The sequence below is a fragment of the uncultured Phascolarctobacterium sp. genome, from assembly GCF_958349595.1.
In the GTDB taxonomy this organism is placed as follows: Bacteria; Bacillota; Negativicutes; order Acidaminococcales; family Acidaminococcaceae; genus Phascolarctobacterium.
In genome coordinates this window covers 20,467-38,458 of record NZ_CATWDQ010000020.1, presented here as the reverse complement: position 1 = coordinate 38,458, position 17,992 = coordinate 20,467, and the positions used below count along the sequence as shown (strand labels likewise).

Sequence of the window (17,992 nt, the reverse complement as noted above, 5' to 3'; positions counted from 1 at the left end):
GACGCCGCTAAATGCCTGGCTGTCGCCGAAGCCATCGGCGAACTGATGAGCCACGCCGTCGTTAACGTCTACGTTACCGAAAAGGCCGAGCTGGACGAAGCAGAATGACCCCAGCCAGTCCCTTGCTTTTAACAAACCGGCAATGAACTGACACTAACTAAGCGCATAGCCGCCTTTGCAGGCAGCTATGTCCGCTGGAAAGGAGCAAAACATGGAAAAAACTTTAGAACTCATCTTCACCAAAAGCGACGGCGCTAAAAAAACCTTAAGCATCGCCGACCCTCGCGAAGACTTAACTTTGGCCGACGCCAAAAGTGCAGCCAGCAAGATCCTCGAAGCCGACGTCCTCACCAGCGGCGGCCTCGGCCTGTCCGAATTTGTCGAAGCCCGCATCAAAGTCGTTACCGTTTCCGTACTGGCGTAAGCCTGTGGATACCAAAGAAATCTTCAGCGCTGTCGGCAACTTCGGTTTCCCCATGGTGCTGAGCTGGCATCTGCTGCTGCGCATGGAACAGCGGCTGGACAAACTGACCGGCTGCCTCAACGAACTTAGCAAAGCCCTGCTGCAACAAAGCAACGGCCATTAGCAGTTTCCAAAACTCTGATGCCAATACTACGGAGGTGTAAACTATATCAAAAATCACAAACTATTCGGTTTTCTGCGCCTGCTCTGGCGGCTCATAGCCAATAAATAACAACTGACCCGCACTGAACCAAAGTTTTTCAACCACTTCCCCATGCAAAACCAAGTACCTGATATGAACAAGCTTCATATCAGGTACTTTTGTTTTACTTACAGCCTTAATAAATCATTTTACGCTCAACAAAAGCGCTCACTTAAAATGTAAATCTCAGCCCTGCGTTGACGCTCCACTTTTTATTGATGTCGCCGCCGAAGCCACGCTCTACTTCGCCGTAGAAACTGCTGTCTTTACTCAGTTTGATATTAGCGCCCAGACCCAGCTCAAACCAGGTATCGCCGTAGTCGTTATGCTTGCTCAAAATATCGTTAGTCCCGCCGGCGTCCGAGGTCAGCTGCAAATCACGCTTACCTGCAAACTCGTGCAGCAGGTCGGCTTTCAGATAAATATCACTGCCGTTTTTGATCTTCTGACCCATAATGAAACCGATACGCCCGATAGCGCTGTTCATGCCTTCGATGTGCCCGTTAGCCCCCCGGTCGGTAGTATAGCTGATGCCGCTCAACCGTCCCAGTGTAAACTGCGCCTGCGGCTCAAAGAACAGCCCCTGCTGCAAATCAAAACGCTGGCCGTATTCTACGCTGATGCTGTAAGCATGCTCTTTGTAGCTCGCTTTATCTGGGAAGTCGCCGTAGGATTTCAGGTCGGTGTCAAAAATACCTGCCCGCGCTGTGACAATGGTATAAGTGCCTTTAGCGCCCTGCCAGACGCCGTACAGGCTGAACGCTGTCAGTTTATCTTTACCGCTGCCGTCAGTATAATCACCAGTGCCATCGCCGTAGTCCACAGCTAAACCATAGGTACTCTTGGCATCGGCTTTTTGGTCATAACCAAGCTGGTACAGATTGTAACGACCTTCGTAGCCGAAACCGCTGAACCTGCCCGCCTGCGTGCGCGCCCAGATGCCGTCAGCACGCTCGCTGCCATTTCCCAGCGCTCCCAACCGGCTGCGCAGGCTGTCGTTGGTATTACGCCACAGGGCATAACTGTTATCGGCGTCAAACAGCAATACTTTAGTATCGTTATTCGCTGTTTTAGCTATTTTCGTCAAATACCAGTCGTCAGTCGAAAGGCCCAAAGCACCGCCATTAGTCATGGTCGGGGTAACATCGAACAGGCCGCCCAGATTCAGCTCTTTGCCCACAAAGGTCAGCTTGCTGCTGTTATCTGTGATCAGCAGCTGCTGATGTTCCCCTTTCACTTCCACACTGTTCAACAGGCTCAAATCGCGGATCTGCACATAATGGGTACCAACATCGGCGCTGGTAATGGTCACCTTATCACTGTTGACCTCGCCGGACAAGTCAGTATCCATAATAAAGGTATTGCCGCTGCCCTTTAAATCCGCTATGGTCAGCGTTTCGTAAGTTGGTGTTGCCGGCGCTCTGGTCACGCCGCTGTCCGTCATGTCGATGATACCGTTATTTGCCGACATGGTACCGCTGATGTTAAAGCTGCCGCCATCGATATTTTCCAGCTCCAAAGCGCCGCCGCTCATGGTGAGATCGCTTACCACGCCGCCGCTGGCCAAATACACGGTGCCGCCGTTGACCTCTGTAGCTAAAGCCGTACCGCCATCAAGAACCTGCTGCATACCGCCGCTGTTTAAGATAGTGCCGCTCATCTGCGCGCCGTTAGCGACGCCCATGGTCACATTCTCGCCGCCAGAGCCCAGTGTCATGCTATCGTAGCTGGCAGTGATGTTATCGATGATCTGCACGCCGCCGTTATAGGTAATGCCGGAGATAAGGCCGCCGCTGTTTTGATAAACTGTACCGCCGCTGTTTAAAACAGTATCCAGCGAGGTACCGCCGCTGCTAACAACCTGCGTACCGCCGTTCAAGGCCTTGACAGTGCCCGTGCCGCCATCGAGGATCTTCTGTATACCACCGCTCATAGTGCTTACCGTACCGATGCCGCTGAAGATAGTCTGCTGACCACCGCTCATGGTAATTACCGTGCCGCTGCCGCCGACGATATCCTGATAGCCGCCGCTCATAGTGCTTACCGTACCCTCGCCACGGTCGATAGTCTGCTGACCGCCGCTGTTCATAGTAGTTACCGTACCGATGCCACCGCTGCGGATATGCTGCATGCCGCTGTTCATAGTAATTACCGTACCGTTACCGCCGCTGCTGATATTCTGCACGCCGCTGTTCATAGTAATTACCGTGCCACTGTCGCCGTAGAATTCGATAGACTGCATACCGCCGTTCATAGTGCTTACCGTACCGCTTACGCTGGCACTGTTGTAGGTGCCTTTGCCGCTGATAATCTGCGTACCGCCGCTGTTCATAGTGTCTACAGTACCGCCGCCGCCGCCGGCGTGATCAATGCCGCTGATAATCTGCGTACCGCCGCTGTTCATGGTAGTTACCGTACCGCTGCCGCCGCGCTCGATAGTCTGCGTGCCGCCACTGTTCATAGTAATTACCGTACCGCTGCCGCCGCCGCTGATAGCCTGATAGCCGCCGTTCATAGCAATTACCGTGCCATTGCCGCTGTTGATGATCTGCATACCGCCGCCGTTCATAGTAGTTACCGTACCGCTGCCGAGTTGGATAAACTGCGTGCCGCCACTGTTCATAGTAATTACCGTACCGCTGCCGCCGCTGCCGTTGATAACCTGCCTGCCGCTGTTCATGGTGCTTACCGTACCGCTGTTGCCGCTGATCCTCTGATAGCCGCCGCTGTTCATAGTGTCTACCATACCCGTGCCGCCGTAGATATTCTGATCACAGGTGCCGTCCATAGTACTTACCGTGCCGATGCCGCCGGCGCTGATATTTTGCGAACTGTAGCCGCTCATATTAATTACCGTACCCTTGCCGCCGCTGCTGATACTCTGCCCACCGCCGTTCATACTAGTTACCGTACCGCTTTGCCCGGCAGTTATGGTTTGGCTGTCGCCGTAGGTCATAGAAACACCGCTATCATTACCATCATAGATTGTCGCTTCCGCCGTGGCAAAAATGGCCCGGTCCAGATAGTCTAAAGTCTGCGGCAGCACCGCGTAGTCCAGGGGCTGGGCTTCGCTGGCTGCCGTCCGGGACAGCTGCGGTGCCTGTGGCTCGGCTGCGGCCAGCGCCGCTGCCGGCGCGGCGGCGTTGACCAGATTCATGCCCATCACTACTGTAGCCAGCAGTTTCTGTGTTTGTTCTTTCCTTGCTTTTCCCTTCGCCATCTGTTCATCCTTCTTCCTTATTCTCATTATCCCCGCGCGCCATAGATGCGACACCAGTGAAAACGGGCCATAGAAATCTTGTCCGCAGCCAGCGGCAGCTCTTTTTGCAGGGCAAACTGCGCTTCCAGCAGTTTGCCTACGTCAGCCTGCGCCTCCGGCTGCTGGTCCAGATAAAACTTCTTGGCGCCGGTCTCGCTGTCCAGTACCGGAATCGCCCGGTGCTGCAGGTTCAAAACAAACAGCCTGTCTTTGACTACCTGCCGCAGGAGCTGGATATCGCGGGCCGGGTCGTAGACGTGCTGCAAGACGTATACCGCCAGACCGCAGTCTACCTGCAGCCTGCCCGTCCCCCCCAACTGGCAGAACATTTCGTAGGAAAGGACACTAAAGCGGTCATCCGCCACATACTCCTGGGCCAGCCGACGCATATCGGGCGAGATGTCTACGCCCAGCACATGGCAGTCATACTGCTGCAACAGCACTTTAGAGAGCCGCCCGATGCCGCAGCCAAAGTCCAGGATCGTTTTGCCGTTCAGGTCGCCCAGCCCTTCGGCAAACAGTCCCTTCATGTATTCTGTTTCCCGGTCCCAGCGTTCTTTATAGTCGCCGCCCTCTTGTTCTTCGGTCAGGATGATCGCCTTGGCTTCCTGCATATCCTGCACTTTGAACATATCCTTGTAATAGTAAAGGCTCATTTTCTCTCACTTCCTTTTTTGCTGTTTCTGCCCCGCACTGTTTTTTTGACCGCTGCTGTTTTTTGCGCCGCCAGCGGTTCCAGCTGATGGTCGGCCATCAGCCGGTCGATAACTTTGTTCACCGCTTCCGGCGTGATGTAGCGGCTGCATTCATACTGCCTGTCGGTTCCTTTCAGCCGCGGGCACCACTCAAAGTCCTTGTGGTCAAAGGTGATGCGGGTATCGTTCCAGCAGCCGTTGCAGACATGGTAGTTGATGACCCGGTAAGGCGTGGGGAATTCGTTGACCGGCAGCGTAAAGCCGCTGATCAGCACTACGGGTATGCCTACGCCGTTGGCTACCCAGCTGAGGCCGCTGGATAGACCTACAAAAAAATCGGCGTGATATAAAAGGTCGACCCGCTCCTGCAAGGGCAGTTTGCCCGTAAAGTCCTCTGCGCCGTAGGGAATGATGTTAAAGCGGCTTTTCTGCGCGTAGACGTTTTCCCTGTCGATGCACAGCACCCGGTAGCCCCGCTCCTTTAAATGTTTGACTACGTTCAGCCAGCCGGCGCCGTTGTTCCAGTATTTGGCCTGGCCGCTGGACTGGGCTGCGATGCAGACGTAGGGTTCTTTGATCTTACGTGTTTTGTTTTTAGGCAGCAGCCGGATGCTCAGTTCTTCCGGTTCGGTGCTGTTGCCCAGACCCAGGATCATGGCCGCGTTTTTATGCAGGCCCCTGATCCTGAAGTCGCCCGGCTGGTGCACCCTGTCATCACAGGGAAAGAAGATGCCCATATAGTAGCTGGCGTACAGCCCTTCCGGCCGTTCTTCCGGTTTGATAAAGCTGATCTCGGGATAGGCCGGGCTGATGATCCCGGCCAGTTCTTCCGCCATAGCGCAGTAAAGTTCACATTGATGCTTTTTCCTGAAAACTTCCGCATAGGGGAACCAGGCCAGTACGTCGCCCAATATCCCCACCGGGAATTTGAGCAGCACTTTTTTGCCCTGTAGATCCAGGTCGTGGGCAAAGATCAGCTTGTCCTTTTCGTAAACTTCGATGCGGAAGTCGATAAAATACTTTTTGCTGCTGGTCACCAGCACGCCGCTGGCGGGCGCGTCGTACACCGTCAGGCAGGCTTCCCTGTCGATAAACTTGACCCGGTATTCGCCCTGGGGCACGGTGACCCTGGCGCCGTAGTTAAAGTCGAACTTGATACCTGCGATGCCGCTTTCCTGCCGCACCTCACCGGCATCAAAAAGCATATAGGGCTTGGTGGCTGCTGCTGCTTTGGCAGCTTCTCCGTCATTAACGGCAGCTCCGCCGCTTTTGTCTTTTTCTGTCGTGTCGCCAGACGTTGATGCTGCCTGCCCCATAATACTGGCCAGCTCTGCCGCGTCCGCTGATTTTATTTCCGGCATTTTTTCGCTCCTTTGCTATGTTGCTCATTATCTATCTCCTCCGCAGCTGTCGCCACGGTCAAGGCTTTTTACTTGTTTGACAGCCGCAGCAGCTGCAAAAGCCGCCGCACTTCCTCTACGGTATAAACTTCTGCTGGGGCATCCTGCTCAGGCGCAGCCTTTTCTGCCTGCTCTTTGCCCCAATCCAGCGCCGCCTGGGTATCTAAAAAGATTTCCAGCGGGCACTCCAGTACATTGGCAATACGCAGCAGCAGCTTCAGGTTGATGTTGACATGGTTACGTTCCAGATTACTCAGATGGGTCTGGCTGATACCGATACGTTCTGCCATTTCCTGCTGGCTTACCTGTCTGGCCATGCGCAGGAAGCGGATATTGCCGCCGATATTTTGCAGGCATTTTTCGTCATACATCTTCCCACCTCCGCTCCTGCATTGCCTAAAATATTGTTCTGCCTTTATCTTGTTTTGTTAAAAAGCTGATTTAATTTACTTAAACCTTAAAAACATTTGTTAAAATAATATTCGTACCCATTATAGCACACCTGTACCCCCCCACAAGACATACTAACGGATATTTTCGACGCAGTTTGGCTGTCTATTGCCCTTACGGTTTGCCAGCCGCCAGGAGAGAAGGGGAGCCGTACGGTGTCACGGCTTGCCGGACACTGGTTTAGTGTTTTTTCTTTAAATTTTCTTTTTTCCTTAAAATTCCAATTTTTGCTTTTTAATTTAGGTTTTTGTTTATTTAGACTTTTTTAAATATTCATTTCTTTTGGCGGTAAAAATCACATTAGACTTTCTTGAAAGAAAGTCAACAAAGAACTCTGCGCACGGTGGCAAGTCCTGTTTAGCTTTGCTCGCTGTCCGGCTTCCAGGCAACTCGGCATTGCAGAACAAAGAAAATCTTTCCCGCAAAGAAGCAATGCCTCAAACAAACCTTCCAGCGCTTACAGCTCGCTGCACACACAACGGACTTGACCACAATGTGCGCTCAAAACCCTGCATCGTACAAATTGCTGCTGAATTTCATGAGCACGGTATCGACATACTGATGGGACCAGTGATTATTAACTACAGCAATAGAACGTACGATATAGAGGTTTTTACAGCGCATTGGGAAGATTTGGCAGATGAGCGACACGCAGCTGTAAGCAGGCGCAGGGTATGTCTGAGGCAGCGGCAGGCTATGCGCAGCATAGCATTTTAATTTTCCCTATGGTGCCGAGTTGCCCGGAGCGCGTACAGCGAGTGAAGCGTAATCCAAATCTTAACAGCGCTGAAGTTCTTTGCGCCGCTTACTTTCAAGAAAGCGGCATAAACAAAAAGCAAAAAGAAATGAACATTTAAAACTTTCCGGGCATAAAAAAACAGACATTCAAAAATGAATGTCTGTTTTTGATCGCTCAATCTTAAATTGCCAGCCTACTACCTTATTTCTTTTCCTCTTCCCACTCGTCCTGCAAGTCATTTTCGATAGCTTTCCAGGCTCTGCCGAATTCAGCTTCTTTAAAAAGCGCAGTCAGGCCTGTGATCTGCTTCAGGCGCAGGATCTCATCCTTATCCATCCCCAGATGCCTGGAGATCCAGGCATCCGAACGCCCCAGCTCATGCAGCTCACTGATGATATTGCTCATCAGGTCGACATCGTGCGAGCCTCTGGCCCGGTTGTGCCTGATCGTGCTTGCCATACGGCAGTCGATAGGCTTATCGATGACAGATACCGGCAGTCTGCCGCCTTCCCGCTCGTAAATATCCTGATAGTCCAGCATGATGCGGTAGCGGTGAAAGCCGTCGACGATGATATACAGGTCTTTTTCGCTGTCATAATAGCAGACGATGGGCATGGTGTAGCCGTCTTCCCTGATGCTGTCATACAGCAGCTTCAGCTCGGGCGGCGCCACAGAGTTGGGGTTATAGGTATTGGGCTCGATCTTTTCGATCGGTACGGAAATTATGTTGTAAACAGGACTACTGAATTTCATTTTTCCTCACAAACCTTACTGTATTTTTTCTTCAAAACGTCTACCAGCTTCTGCTGCTGACGTGTCAGGCCAAAGCCCATAAAGCGGCACAGGTGATCGTTTTTCAGGATGCAGAAGCACATCCGTTTCCAGCTGGGGATATCTTTGGTAGATTTGATATCGTCGGTATGGTCTGGTATTTTGCCGACAAAGACGATGCGGGAGTTTTTCATGACCGTGTAATTGGAAACGCCGTTGCGCCGGATATTATAGCCGTGTGCCTCCAGCTCGCGGATAGTTTCCTCTTCCAGCCCACCACCCACTGTATGCCAGAATTCGATCGAGGTTTTGAATTTTTTGATATAGTTCTGCCTGAGCCGTGCCGGCAGCGTGGCCAGTAAAAAGCGGGTGTACGATTCCCAGGTATGCCCTGCCGGCAGCGTGATATTTTTATAGCCCATGGCTTTCGTTTTGCCATAGATCGCGCCGAAGTTAGCGCCCTGCACGCGTCCGATCAGCCTGACCCAGATCTGCGGATCGATGACCCGATACAGGTTCAGGCTGTCTTTGGCATAATCGTTGAAGGGCGAAGCCACGCGCATTTGATCTGGCTTGAGCCCGGCCATGTAATAAAGGTCGTACAGGCGGTTATAATCGTAACCGAACAGGTAATTGGCGTGCCAGACGTCGCTGGTGCTCCAGTCGTAGATGGGCGAAGCCACCCAGACATTTTTGAACTGGTTGCTGATCCAGCAGGTTTCTTTGTAGCCGTATTTACGATTCAAAAAACCACTGTAGCGCTGCAGTGATTCATCGGCGCGAATGCCCAGCAGGCAGACTGTTTTTTTGCCGCCGTGGGCAATGCGGTACCACCTGCCAAACTGTTTGGCCAGGTCTTCCTGGTGCATACGGTAGCGGTAGGTCGTCATGGGGTTGTTTTTGATGTTGATCACGTATTTATGCTGCGGCATCGGCCTGATCCAGGCTTCTTCTTTGGTATTGTCCCAGGGATACCAGTACATTTCGTAGCTGCTGAGGGCCGTTCTTGTGGCCATCGGCAGGCAGACCCAATAGGGCTCTACGTCGTTTTCGATCCACGCAAAGGTTCTTTCAACGTATTCCGTGGTAGCGCTGTACTGGGCTTCAAAATCCTGATGAAAAACGCCGATGCGTTTATCGGGATAGTGCGCCTTTTGGAAGTCAAGCACCAGATTGAGCAGCAGGCCGCTGTCTTTGCCGCCCGAAAAGGATACAAAGATATTATCAAATTCCTCAAACAGAAATTTGAGCCGCCGCTGCAGCGCTTCATATACATTTTCGTTTAAATATTCCCTTTTCATCATATTTCTACCCTTAAAGTTTTTATTTTATATCTATCGCGATAATAATATATTATATATTATCTGCCAGACCTGTTCAATATACGGTGTATATTTAAGGCAAATCCCTGTTGCAGCACCTTCTCAATGGCAAATTTTTCTTTATCGGTAGTGAAAGCAAAAATAACCGTTTGCATATTTTTTGCCGGGCTTCCGCATATGAAAATACCATTTTCTGAGGCCGCCTGCAGCGAACTTTTCAAAGCCCTTCTAATTAATAACTTTTCCTGTGTATGCAGTATTTTGTATCTTTTATTTTTGCCTGCTCTGTGCTAAAATAACAGTAAGGATATTAGTGTATTACAAGGAGGTTTGTTATGAATACCACACCTGTTAAGATCGTAGAAACTGTTTTGCGTGACGGCCACCAGTCGCTGGCGGCTACCAGAATGCGTATCAGCGATATGGTTCCTGTTCTGGAGGAACTTGACGATATGGGCTATTATGCCCTGGAAGCCTGGGGCGGCGCTACTTTTGACGCCTGCCTGCGCTTTTTAGACGAAGATCCGTGGGAACGCCTGCGGACTTTGAAAAAACATTTACAGAAAACCCCGATCCAGATGCTGCTGCGCGGCCAGAATATTCTGGGCTACAGCCATTATGCTGATGACGTTGTCAGAGAGTTCGTGAAACGCTCTGTCGATAACGGCGTTTCCATCATCCGTATTTTTGACGCGCTGAACGATACCCGCAACATGGAATGTGCGATGCGGGCGGCCAAAGAAGCCGGCGCGCACGTACAGGGTGCTTTTGTTTATACTATCAGCCCCTACCATAAGGATGAAGACTTTTTAAAGGTGGCACAGGAACTGGTGCAAATGGGCGCCGATTCTATCTGTATCAAGGATATGGCCGGTCTGCTGTCGCCGTATAATGCCGAAAAGCTGGTACGGACGCTCAAATCGCAGCTTACCGTGCCGATCGATATCCATACCCATTTTACCAGCGGTATGGGCGATATGACTTATTTGAAAGCGATCGAGGCCGGCGTCGATATGATCGATACCGCTTTGTCCCCGTTTGCTCAAAGCACCGGTCAGCCCTCTACCGAGGCGATCGTGGCTACGTTGCAGGGCCAGCCCCGCGATACCGGTATCGAACTGACCAAGCTGCACAAGGCTGCTGATTATTTCCGCGGCGTCAAGACGCAGCTTGTTAAGGATTTCGGCCTGAACGACAATATCCCCATCGATCCCAAGGTACTTACCTTCCAGATCCCCGGCGGTATGCTGTCGAACCTGCTGAACCAGATGAAGGAAATGGGCTCTGCCGATAAATATCCCGAATTGCTGGAAGAAATGCCGCGTGTGCGCGCCGAGCTTGGCTATCCGCCGCTGGTAACGCCTACCAGCCAGATCGTTGGTTCTATGGCTGCTTTGAACGTCACTTTGGGCCGTTACAAAATGATCCCGAACGAGGTCAAGGATCTTGTGCGCGGAAAATATGGCCGTACTCCTGCCCCCATCGATCCCGAGGTCAAAAAACTGGCTATCGGCGACGAGCCGCAGATCGACCACCGTCCGGCTGACGATATCGCGCCGCAGATGGACAGCCTGAAGGCCAAACTGGCAGCGGCCGGTTATCCCAACGCCGACATCGACGATGTTTTATCCTACGCCCTGTTCCCCGATGTTGCTTTGGCTTATTTCAAAAAGCACCGTTAAACTGAATCTACACAAGCAAAAGCCGTATGTCTTATGACATACGGCTTTTTTATACATGCGTACCTCGAATAATTTTTATATCATGTTTTGCTAAAATTTCTACAATATCACTTATATACTTACACTCCTGCTTTATGCCAGTATCAATATTCCAAAACTGTGTACAAACACCTACATGCACAGTATCCGTACGCACTGCAATTATCCTTTCTATCTTCTCACGCAAGCCTTTTTCATTAGTCAGACGAACATCACCGCAACCATTGCAGGACCAAAACGCCACCAGCTGCACTTCTTCACTGCCATAACATCGAAAAGTCCCGCTGCGAGTATGCAAAGCCTGCAAGCAACCAGCACCTGTACACACATCATTTGAACGTAAACAGCGTAAAATAGCAATTTTCTTCATTTTTATCTCTTAAAAGCCGCTGTAATGCGGTCTTTTACCTCCCTGCTGTCGTCAAGCGCCAAGCCAAGCTCCAAAACTACGTCATTCCAGGTATTGGCAGGCGTTTTCATCAGCATGATAGTCTGAATATCTTTATCGCACTTCCGCGCCAGCAAAGCTGCCGTATTGACATGGTGCATCGGAAAGCCCATTTTCATATATTTGATAGTGACATTACGGTCAATATCCATGCGTTTGAAGAGCCTGTCTGCCTGATATTCGATCGCTCTGTCACGAAACTTCTGTGGTGACAGCCCAAGAGCCAATTTTAATCCTTCCCATGTATACTTATCGCTCATGGATATTACCTGCGCCAGCGGTTTTTGAGAAAAATAAGCATATATACAGAAGGTTTCCAGATTCTTGAATCCAAACCTGTCATAGTATTTTCCCAGTTCTGACTCAGTAAAGCCATAGTCGTTATGCAATATCCCGAGCAATTTTTCTTTAGTAGGGTCAGCTATCCGAAGCCCAGCAAACCCTGTGCCAGTCCTTTTACCACTGTTATCCAGACGGCCTGATTTTACTGCAGCTTCTTTATAAACTGCAGCATCAATACCTATTTGTTTGGCAATATCCGGCCAAGCTGCAGTTATTGTACGCATTTTAATAATATTATCTACAGCACGTCCACTTTTATCAGCCAGCAGCACAGACATTTTGATATCATTTTCTGTGTAACCCTTTTTTAAATATTTCAGGATTTCAGGCTGTGGCAGTTGCGTTGTGGCAACTAAGCCGCGGCTTTGATATTCCAGGCTGCGATCATGGAATTTTTGCGGTGTCAGCCCTAAAGCCAGCTTCAGCCGCTCACCTGTATGAGTCTTTCGCAATGCCGCTACCTCTGTCAGCGATTTTTGCGAAAGAGCAGCATATAAACACAGCGTATCCAGCTCGCGATAGTTTGTACCGCTGTCTAAATATCCTGACAGCTCAACTGCATCAAAGTTATAATTTTCTTTTAAAAGCTGCAGCGCCTGTTCCTTCGTCATTTGCGGTCGACGCATTCTTGGCAGCGGCGGCCGTTTTTCAGCATTGTTTGCCGCACTGTAAACCGACTGCGTTCCAGCTTCAGCAGCCCAGAGCGGCGCAATACTCGTTCCCTGCATTACAATCGTTATTGCCAGCATAGTTCCTGCCCACACATTTTTCATCTCAATCACCCCTTCCTGATTTATTTCCAATGCTGCGGCAAATAAACGATATTCATTCTGCCTGTTTCATCTTCGTGATTGATTTTACTTTCGACGCCGTACATATCGTAAATAAATTTTTCTGTCAGCAGCTCCTGCGGCGTTCCCATGCCTACCACTGTACCGGCATCGATCGCTACCAGCCTGTCACAGTACATTGCCGCGATGTTCAAATCGTGAATAGCGGCTACCACGGTAAGGTCTAATCCTTTCACGATGTCCATGATCTGCAGCTGATACTTGATATCCAGGTGATTGGTCGGTTCATCCAGCACCAGGCACTCAGTCTGCTGCGTCAATGCCCGCGCTAAAATTACCCGCTGCTGCTCACCGCCGGATAGTGTGGAAAAATTGCGTTCTTCAAAATCTTCCAGGCCTACGGTTTTCAGAGCAGTCCGAGCTATCTTAAAGTCTTCAAGATTATCTCGTTCCAAAATCTTTTTATGCGGCGAGCGTCCCATCAGCACCACGTCTAAAACAGAAAAATCAAAGCTGTAAAAATTATGCTGCGCCACAACTGCCAGCTTCAAAGCCGATTCACGATAAGAAAGTTCATCTAATCTTCTGCCGTCGAAAAGTATGGCTCCGTCAGTCGGCTTCATTACCCTGTATACACATTTTAAAAATGTGCTTTTACCACTGCCGTTAGGGCCGATAATACCGACAAATTCTTTAGGCCGCAGCTTAAAATCCACACCTTTTAAAATTTCTTTGCGGCCAATGAATAATTTTACGGCTTCTGTCAATATTTCCATAATCAGTTCCCCCCAAAGCCATAGGTGCGCTTAATCATCAGGTACACAAAACATGGCGCCCCGATCAGCGAAATCAAAATACCTATCGGCAATTCTGTATGCGGAATGATAATGCGGCATAAGCCGTCGGCAATGACCAAAAATACAGCGCCTGTCAGAGCTGACACAGGAACCAGCTTCTTGTGATCGGTCCCTACCAGCATTCTGATAACATGCGGCACTATCAGCCCGACAAAGCCTACCATACCTGCTGAATAAACTACAAAGCCGACGATCAGCGAGCTGATAAGCAGATAAAGCTGCCGGTAAAGATGCAGATCGGTACCTAATGTAAGTGCCGATTCATCCCCCAGCAACATCAAATTGAGCATCCTGCTCTGCGACCAGAAGAACAGCACTGCCAAAATAACTATAGGCGCTGTTACAGCCAGATTATCCCAGCGGGCGCCGGCAAAACTGCCCATCATCCAGTAAGCTACTGTCTGCATGCCTTCTTTGTTATTGGCAAAATAAATGATGAAACTGGAAAAAGCACTGCAGACCGAGCTGAGTGCCATACCTGCTAACAGAAGCTTGATTGAATTGGAACGTCCCCCCAGATTGGAAATAAACAAAACGCCCAGAGAAATTACAAAAGCGCCGATAAAAGCAGCAATACCCACAAAATTTTCGCCGAATGACAAACCTATCCCTAATAAGATCGCTGCTGTTGCCCCCAGTGAAGCACCGGCAGAAATACCCAATATGTATGGATCTGCCAGTGGATTTTTTACAATGGCCTGCATAATCACACCGCAAACTGATAACCCGCAGCCAACAAGCGCTGCTAAAATAAGTCTTGGCAGCCTTAAAAGCCAGATAATATCATGTATCGGACCTTTGCCCAACGCATCGATCGGCGTATCACTCTGCAGCTGGTTAACCACAGCGGCAAAGATCTGCTGCAAGGGCAACTTGACCGTGCCAATGCTTAAAGCCCATAAAATCGCTATTGCCAGCACTATAACCAAAAGGGCACACATAAACAGGTAGCCGCTATCTTTCAAAAATTTCCACATAATAGTTTACTCCTTATACAGTTCCGGATATAATCCACGCGCCATGATTTTGATACCGTCATAAGTTCTGACACCGGCGCTGTAAACAGCATACAGTGGTAACGTATACACCCGCTTCTCACGCGCGCAGCGCAGATGACTAAGCGCCTTATTCTGATAAACGCGATCTAAAAAGACCTGCTCGTTACCGTAATTTCTTTCAGTTATAACCAGAAAAATAACATCCGGATCAAGATCAACGACCTGTTCCAGGCTTAAAGTATCTTTTTTGGCGATCAGTTCACCACCTAATTGAGTAAAAATATCACCGGCCAGAGTTTTTTCACCGTAAGTCCTGGCTTCTTTTCCCTGAAACTCCATAATTATTCCGCGCGGTTTTTGGGGCATCTGCCCTGTTCTGTCAGTTACAGAGGTTATTTCCTTCTTCATCTCTTCAACTAAAGCTTCAGCGCGCTCGTTTTTATCAAAAATTTTCCCTGCATCTAAAATATACTCATATTCTTCCTCTAGTTTATTCTGGTGGGCCGATGCCCGTGAGGATGGTGCAATATAAGTATTAACACCCCTGCTCAGCCAGAAATCAGTACCGCGCAGAACTTTGCTGCCAAATGTAGAATACCAGCCGATAATGAAATCAGGCTCCATCATCATAATTGTTTCTACATCAAGATTTTGCAAACTGGTATAGGGTATTTTTTCATACTGCGCCTGATATTCAGGTCGCAGATATTTTTTATCAGGTACGCCCATTCCAGCTACGATCCTGTCACCTACGCCAAGCGCCAGCAGCAGTTCGATCGTATCCTGCCAGACTGCGATAATTCTCTGCGGTGGTTTATTGTAAATATATTCCTGCTTCTCATTACGCGAATTATAGCCTTCAAGTACAACCGGATAATGCTCCTTGTTGTAAGCAGCTTGCTCCTGCTGTATTTGCATACTTTGCTCATTGACTTTGACTACAGGCGCGCAGCCGCAGGTTATCAAAAAACAGGCCAGTAAAAGCATCACTGTTATTTTTTTCATTTTTTGCCTCAAATCAAAATTGTTCTAAATAATCAGGTAAAGTACGTCTGCAACAAACTCAGACGTACTTTACCAAGTGAAAGGAAGTAAAACACTAAAATTACATCTGCTTTAAAAGTTATTAGAATTTATATTTCATACCAACCATAATGCAGCGGCTTGGCATAGCCGAGCTGCCAACACCATTCCAGGAATTGTAAGAAGTTTCATAAGCTTCATTTGTTAAATTGCTTACCAATACATATGCTGTCATGTCTTTTGTTATTTCATAATTCAGGTTCCAGTCTAAAACCAAAAATCTCTTATCAGTAAAGGCACGCGTATTACAGCCGGTATACCAATTAGTTAAAAGTCCCGTGTATAATTTACCATTCTCATATGATAGATTTAAAGAATAATGATTTTGTGGACGTAAGCTGTTAATAGCGACATTGATATCACTGCTGTCCTGGTATCCCCAATCAGGATCAAGTACCCAGCCATTTTTAGCCTTCCATTCATCTTTCATATGCGAATAGGAGGCACTTAACATTACATGCTCGTCAAATTTATGATCTGCTGTGATGTTAAAAGATTTCTTGTCCTCTTTCGCATTGACGGCAGTATTGCTGAACTGAGCTTTCGTATCATCCCAAATCGGCAAAGTAGCAATAGCGTTACTCATTTTAGTCCAGTCATAATGTACAGCTACACTGGTCTTATCCGATAAGTCTTTACGTACGCCTAAAGTCCATGCATCACCTTTTTCATCCAATAACGGCGTTTTAAAAACACCATCGACAGACGTATAATCGCCCTGTCTTAATGGTCTGAAAACCCTGGTCCAGCCTAAATACATACTGCTTGTATCGTCAAACATATACTGAGTATTGATAACCGGAGTTATTTCATGAGTATCACCTTTTCCCTGTGTAACAGATCCATCAGCATTCGTTGTGTCAAAAGAACTGTATTTAGAATACCTGATAGCCGGTGTGATATCCCATTTATCAGTAATATGAATTTTGTCCTGAATATACCCCAGGATAGATTTACGATCAACATGTGAAGATGTTATCGTACCATCATTATTGATCCTTTTGGAATAATTTTTAGCCTTATCATAAGTAATACTGGCGATAATATCGTTAACCCCTACTGATTTTGCATACTGTAACTGTACGCCGCGATTTTTTTCTTCATGCCAGCTGGTTGGTTCCGCTGCTACGCCGCCAGTTTTTTCTACCCATTCTTTCAAGGCTTCCTGATCGCCGCCCGGAAAAGGTGCAAGGTTTTCATTTATCCATTGCTGTAATTGTGCATCAGTCGCACCAGTAGGAAAGGCTGCTTCATAATCAGCTGTTGTTTTTAAATTCCATTTATATTTATCACGATGGGCGTATCTATGATTTTGGTCATATACGCGGACAAAGCTTTCCATACCATTTTCTTTATCAAAGGTATAAGTAATATCCCAGTCATTGTTTTTAAAACGGCTGAATGACCCATAGGCAGCTCCATCCAGAGCATATAAATTATGGTAGCCTGGATTTTTCAAATCGCCAGAAAGTTTTCCTCCAACAATTTTATTGTTTCCATCCAGTTGACCAATAGCGGCATTAAAAATTATTCTTTGCCAGTCGGCCTGATTCCAGTAGCGCAGGCTTGGTGTAGCAATCGGATAGCCATCTTTACCCTCTTTAAAATTGTACCAAATCTTTAAACTTTGTTTTTCATTAAAATCTTTATCTATACGCAGGTTAACGCCGTCTTCTTTCCATTTTGAACCGCCTAAAGTCCCTGTACCGCCAGTATATCCATCTTTATATTTAGTATCACCCGACATATCTCTATTTGCAGAAATGAAATAATGCCAGGATTTATCATTACCTGCGCTGCCGGAATAACTTAATGCGTATTTGTGTTTATCCCACGACCCGGTCGATAAATCAATTGACCCTACATTGTTACTGCCACCCTTACGGGTAATGATATTGATAACACCTCCCAAAGCATCTGCTCCGTAAACTGAAGCGCCAGGACCTTTGATGACCTCGATTTTTTCAACATTTTCCATATTGGTCACCTGGTCTAAATTTACACCGGTAGATTTACTGCCAGTCTTACTGTTACTGGAAATTCTGGTACTGGCAGTATTATCTACGCGGCGTCCATCTACCAAAATAATTACTCTGGTATCACCATTTATGGATACGCCATTATTATAAAATTCATAGCCATACTCACCACCACGGTAACCTGGGTTTTGGAAAGTTACTCCGGGAATACGTTTAATAGCTTCTGTTAAATCTGTATAATGCCGTTTTTCTATTTCTTCACGGGAGATTACTTTTACGTCACCGCCAGTACGGTAATAAGATTGTTCGGTAATAGTATTGCCAAATTTATCTTTGGTAGCATCGGCTTCAACCAAAACTGTATCCAAAGTATAGCCTTGTAAATTTTCGTCAAAAGCAGCATACGAAGTAGATGCCATTGAAAGCAGCATTACCATCGCAGCTGCAGCACCATATTTTTTATTAAGCTTCA

The 17,992-nt window shown here is 48.2% G+C and carries 16 protein-coding genes; 4 read left to right on the top strand and 12 right to left on the bottom strand.

The genetic code is table 11. The features are described 5' to 3' along the window. Nucleotides 1–187: 187 nt before the first annotated feature. Both Q4G98_RS11140 and Q4G98_RS11135 read left to right on the top strand, forming a co-directional pair. Nucleotides 188–424 (top strand): DUF2922 domain-containing protein, encoded by a 237-nt coding sequence (locus Q4G98_RS11140; protein WP_301961991.1) that lies wholly within the window; start codon nt 188–190, stop codon nt 422–424. A 4-nt stretch (nt 425–428) separates the two neighbouring features. Next, complete coding sequence (locus Q4G98_RS11135) at nt 429–587, top strand: YvrJ family protein (RefSeq protein ID WP_298562639.1); 159 nt, start codon at nt 429–431, stop codon at nt 585–587. Between the two features lie 250 nt (nt 588–837). Here the strand turns inward: Q4G98_RS11135 and Q4G98_RS11130 are convergent, their stop codons facing one another. From Q4G98_RS11130 to Q4G98_RS11115, 4 genes are all read right to left on the bottom strand, one after another. Further along, nucleotides 838–3,885, bottom strand: coding sequence for an autotransporter outer membrane beta-barrel domain-containing protein (locus Q4G98_RS11130; protein WP_301961990.1), 3,048 nt, complete (start codon nt 3,883–3,885; stop codon nt 838–840). A gap of 26 nt (nt 3,886–3,911) precedes the next feature. Next, nucleotides 3,912–4,580 (bottom strand): bifunctional 2-polyprenyl-6-hydroxyphenol methylase/3-demethylubiquinol 3-O-methyltransferase UbiG, encoded by a 669-nt coding sequence (locus tag Q4G98_RS11125; RefSeq protein WP_298565209.1) that lies wholly within the window; start codon nt 4,578–4,580, stop codon nt 3,912–3,914. After that, nucleotides 4,577–5,980 (bottom strand): autotransporter strand-loop-strand O-heptosyltransferase, encoded by a 1,404-nt coding sequence (locus tag Q4G98_RS11120; RefSeq protein ID WP_298565206.1) that lies wholly within the window; start codon nt 5,978–5,980, stop codon nt 4,577–4,579. The genes Q4G98_RS11125 and Q4G98_RS11120 overlap by 4 nt, the downstream gene beginning before the upstream one ends. Nucleotides 5,981–6,048: 68 nt before the next feature. Next, nucleotides 6,049–6,390, bottom strand: a complete 342-nt coding sequence (locus tag Q4G98_RS11115) for a helix-turn-helix domain-containing protein (protein WP_301961989.1) — start codon at nt 6,388–6,390, stop codon at nt 6,049–6,051. A gap of 753 nt (nt 6,391–7,143) precedes the next feature. Here Q4G98_RS11115 and Q4G98_RS11110 point away from each other — a divergent pair. Beyond that, nucleotides 7,144–7,326 carry a hypothetical protein gene (locus tag Q4G98_RS11110; RefSeq protein WP_298565516.1) on the top strand — a complete coding sequence of 61 codons (183 nt, stop codon included), beginning with the start codon at nt 7,144–7,146 and terminating at the stop codon, nt 7,324–7,326. Nucleotides 7,327–7,409: 83 nt separating this feature from the next. Here the strand turns inward: Q4G98_RS11110 and Q4G98_RS11105 are convergent, their stop codons facing one another. Together Q4G98_RS11105 and Q4G98_RS11100 are read right to left on the bottom strand one after the other, a co-directional pair. Next, nucleotides 7,410–7,961, bottom strand: a complete 552-nt coding sequence (locus tag Q4G98_RS11105) for a ParB/RepB/Spo0J family partition protein (protein ID WP_293546598.1) — start codon at nt 7,959–7,961, stop codon at nt 7,410–7,412. Beyond that, complete coding sequence (locus tag Q4G98_RS11100; RefSeq protein ID WP_366917021.1) at nt 7,958–9,280, bottom strand: DUF3440 domain-containing protein; 1,323 nt, start codon at nt 9,278–9,280, stop codon at nt 7,958–7,960. Before Q4G98_RS11100 ends, Q4G98_RS11105 begins: the two co-directional genes overlap by 4 nt. Nucleotides 9,281–9,636: 356 nt before the next feature. On the opposite strand from Q4G98_RS11100, the gene Q4G98_RS11095 reads away from it, so the two are divergent. Then, the gene (locus Q4G98_RS11095) at nt 9,637–10,983 is read left to right on the top strand and encodes a pyruvate carboxylase subunit B (RefSeq protein WP_177559325.1); all 1,347 of its coding nucleotides are present in this window, start codon (nt 9,637–9,639) and stop codon (nt 10,981–10,983) included. 49 nt (nt 10,984–11,032) lie between these two features. Here Q4G98_RS11095 and Q4G98_RS11090 read toward each other — a convergent pair whose 3' ends face one another. The 6 genes from Q4G98_RS11090 to Q4G98_RS11065 form a co-directional block, all read right to left on the bottom strand. Next, nucleotides 11,033–11,392, bottom strand: coding sequence for a CGGC domain-containing protein (locus Q4G98_RS11090; RefSeq protein WP_298565511.1), 360 nt, complete (start codon nt 11,390–11,392; stop codon nt 11,033–11,035). Between the two features lie 2 nt (nt 11,393–11,394). Further along, nucleotides 11,395–12,585 (bottom strand): hypothetical protein, encoded by a 1,191-nt coding sequence (locus tag Q4G98_RS11085; RefSeq protein ID WP_298565509.1) that lies wholly within the window; start codon nt 12,583–12,585, stop codon nt 11,395–11,397. 20 nt (nt 12,586–12,605) lie between these two features. Beyond that, nucleotides 12,606–13,379, bottom strand: a complete 774-nt coding sequence (locus Q4G98_RS11080) for an ABC transporter ATP-binding protein (RefSeq protein ID WP_298565507.1) — start codon at nt 13,377–13,379, stop codon at nt 12,606–12,608. Nucleotides 13,380–13,381: 2 nt separating this feature from the next. Continuing rightward, complete coding sequence (locus Q4G98_RS11075; RefSeq protein WP_298565505.1) at nt 13,382–14,437, bottom strand: iron ABC transporter permease; 1,056 nt, start codon at nt 14,435–14,437, stop codon at nt 13,382–13,384. Between the two features lie 6 nt (nt 14,438–14,443). After that, the gene (locus Q4G98_RS11070) at nt 14,444–15,463 is read right to left on the bottom strand and encodes an ABC transporter substrate-binding protein (protein WP_298565504.1); all 1,020 of its coding nucleotides are present in this window, start codon (nt 15,461–15,463) and stop codon (nt 14,444–14,446) included. A gap of 121 nt (nt 15,464–15,584) precedes the next feature. After that, a complete protein-coding gene (locus tag Q4G98_RS11065) occupies nt 15,585–17,957 on the bottom strand; it encodes a TonB-dependent receptor (RefSeq protein ID WP_366917020.1) in 2,373 nt (790 codons plus the stop codon). Between the last annotated feature and the right edge of the window lie 35 nt (nt 17,958–17,992).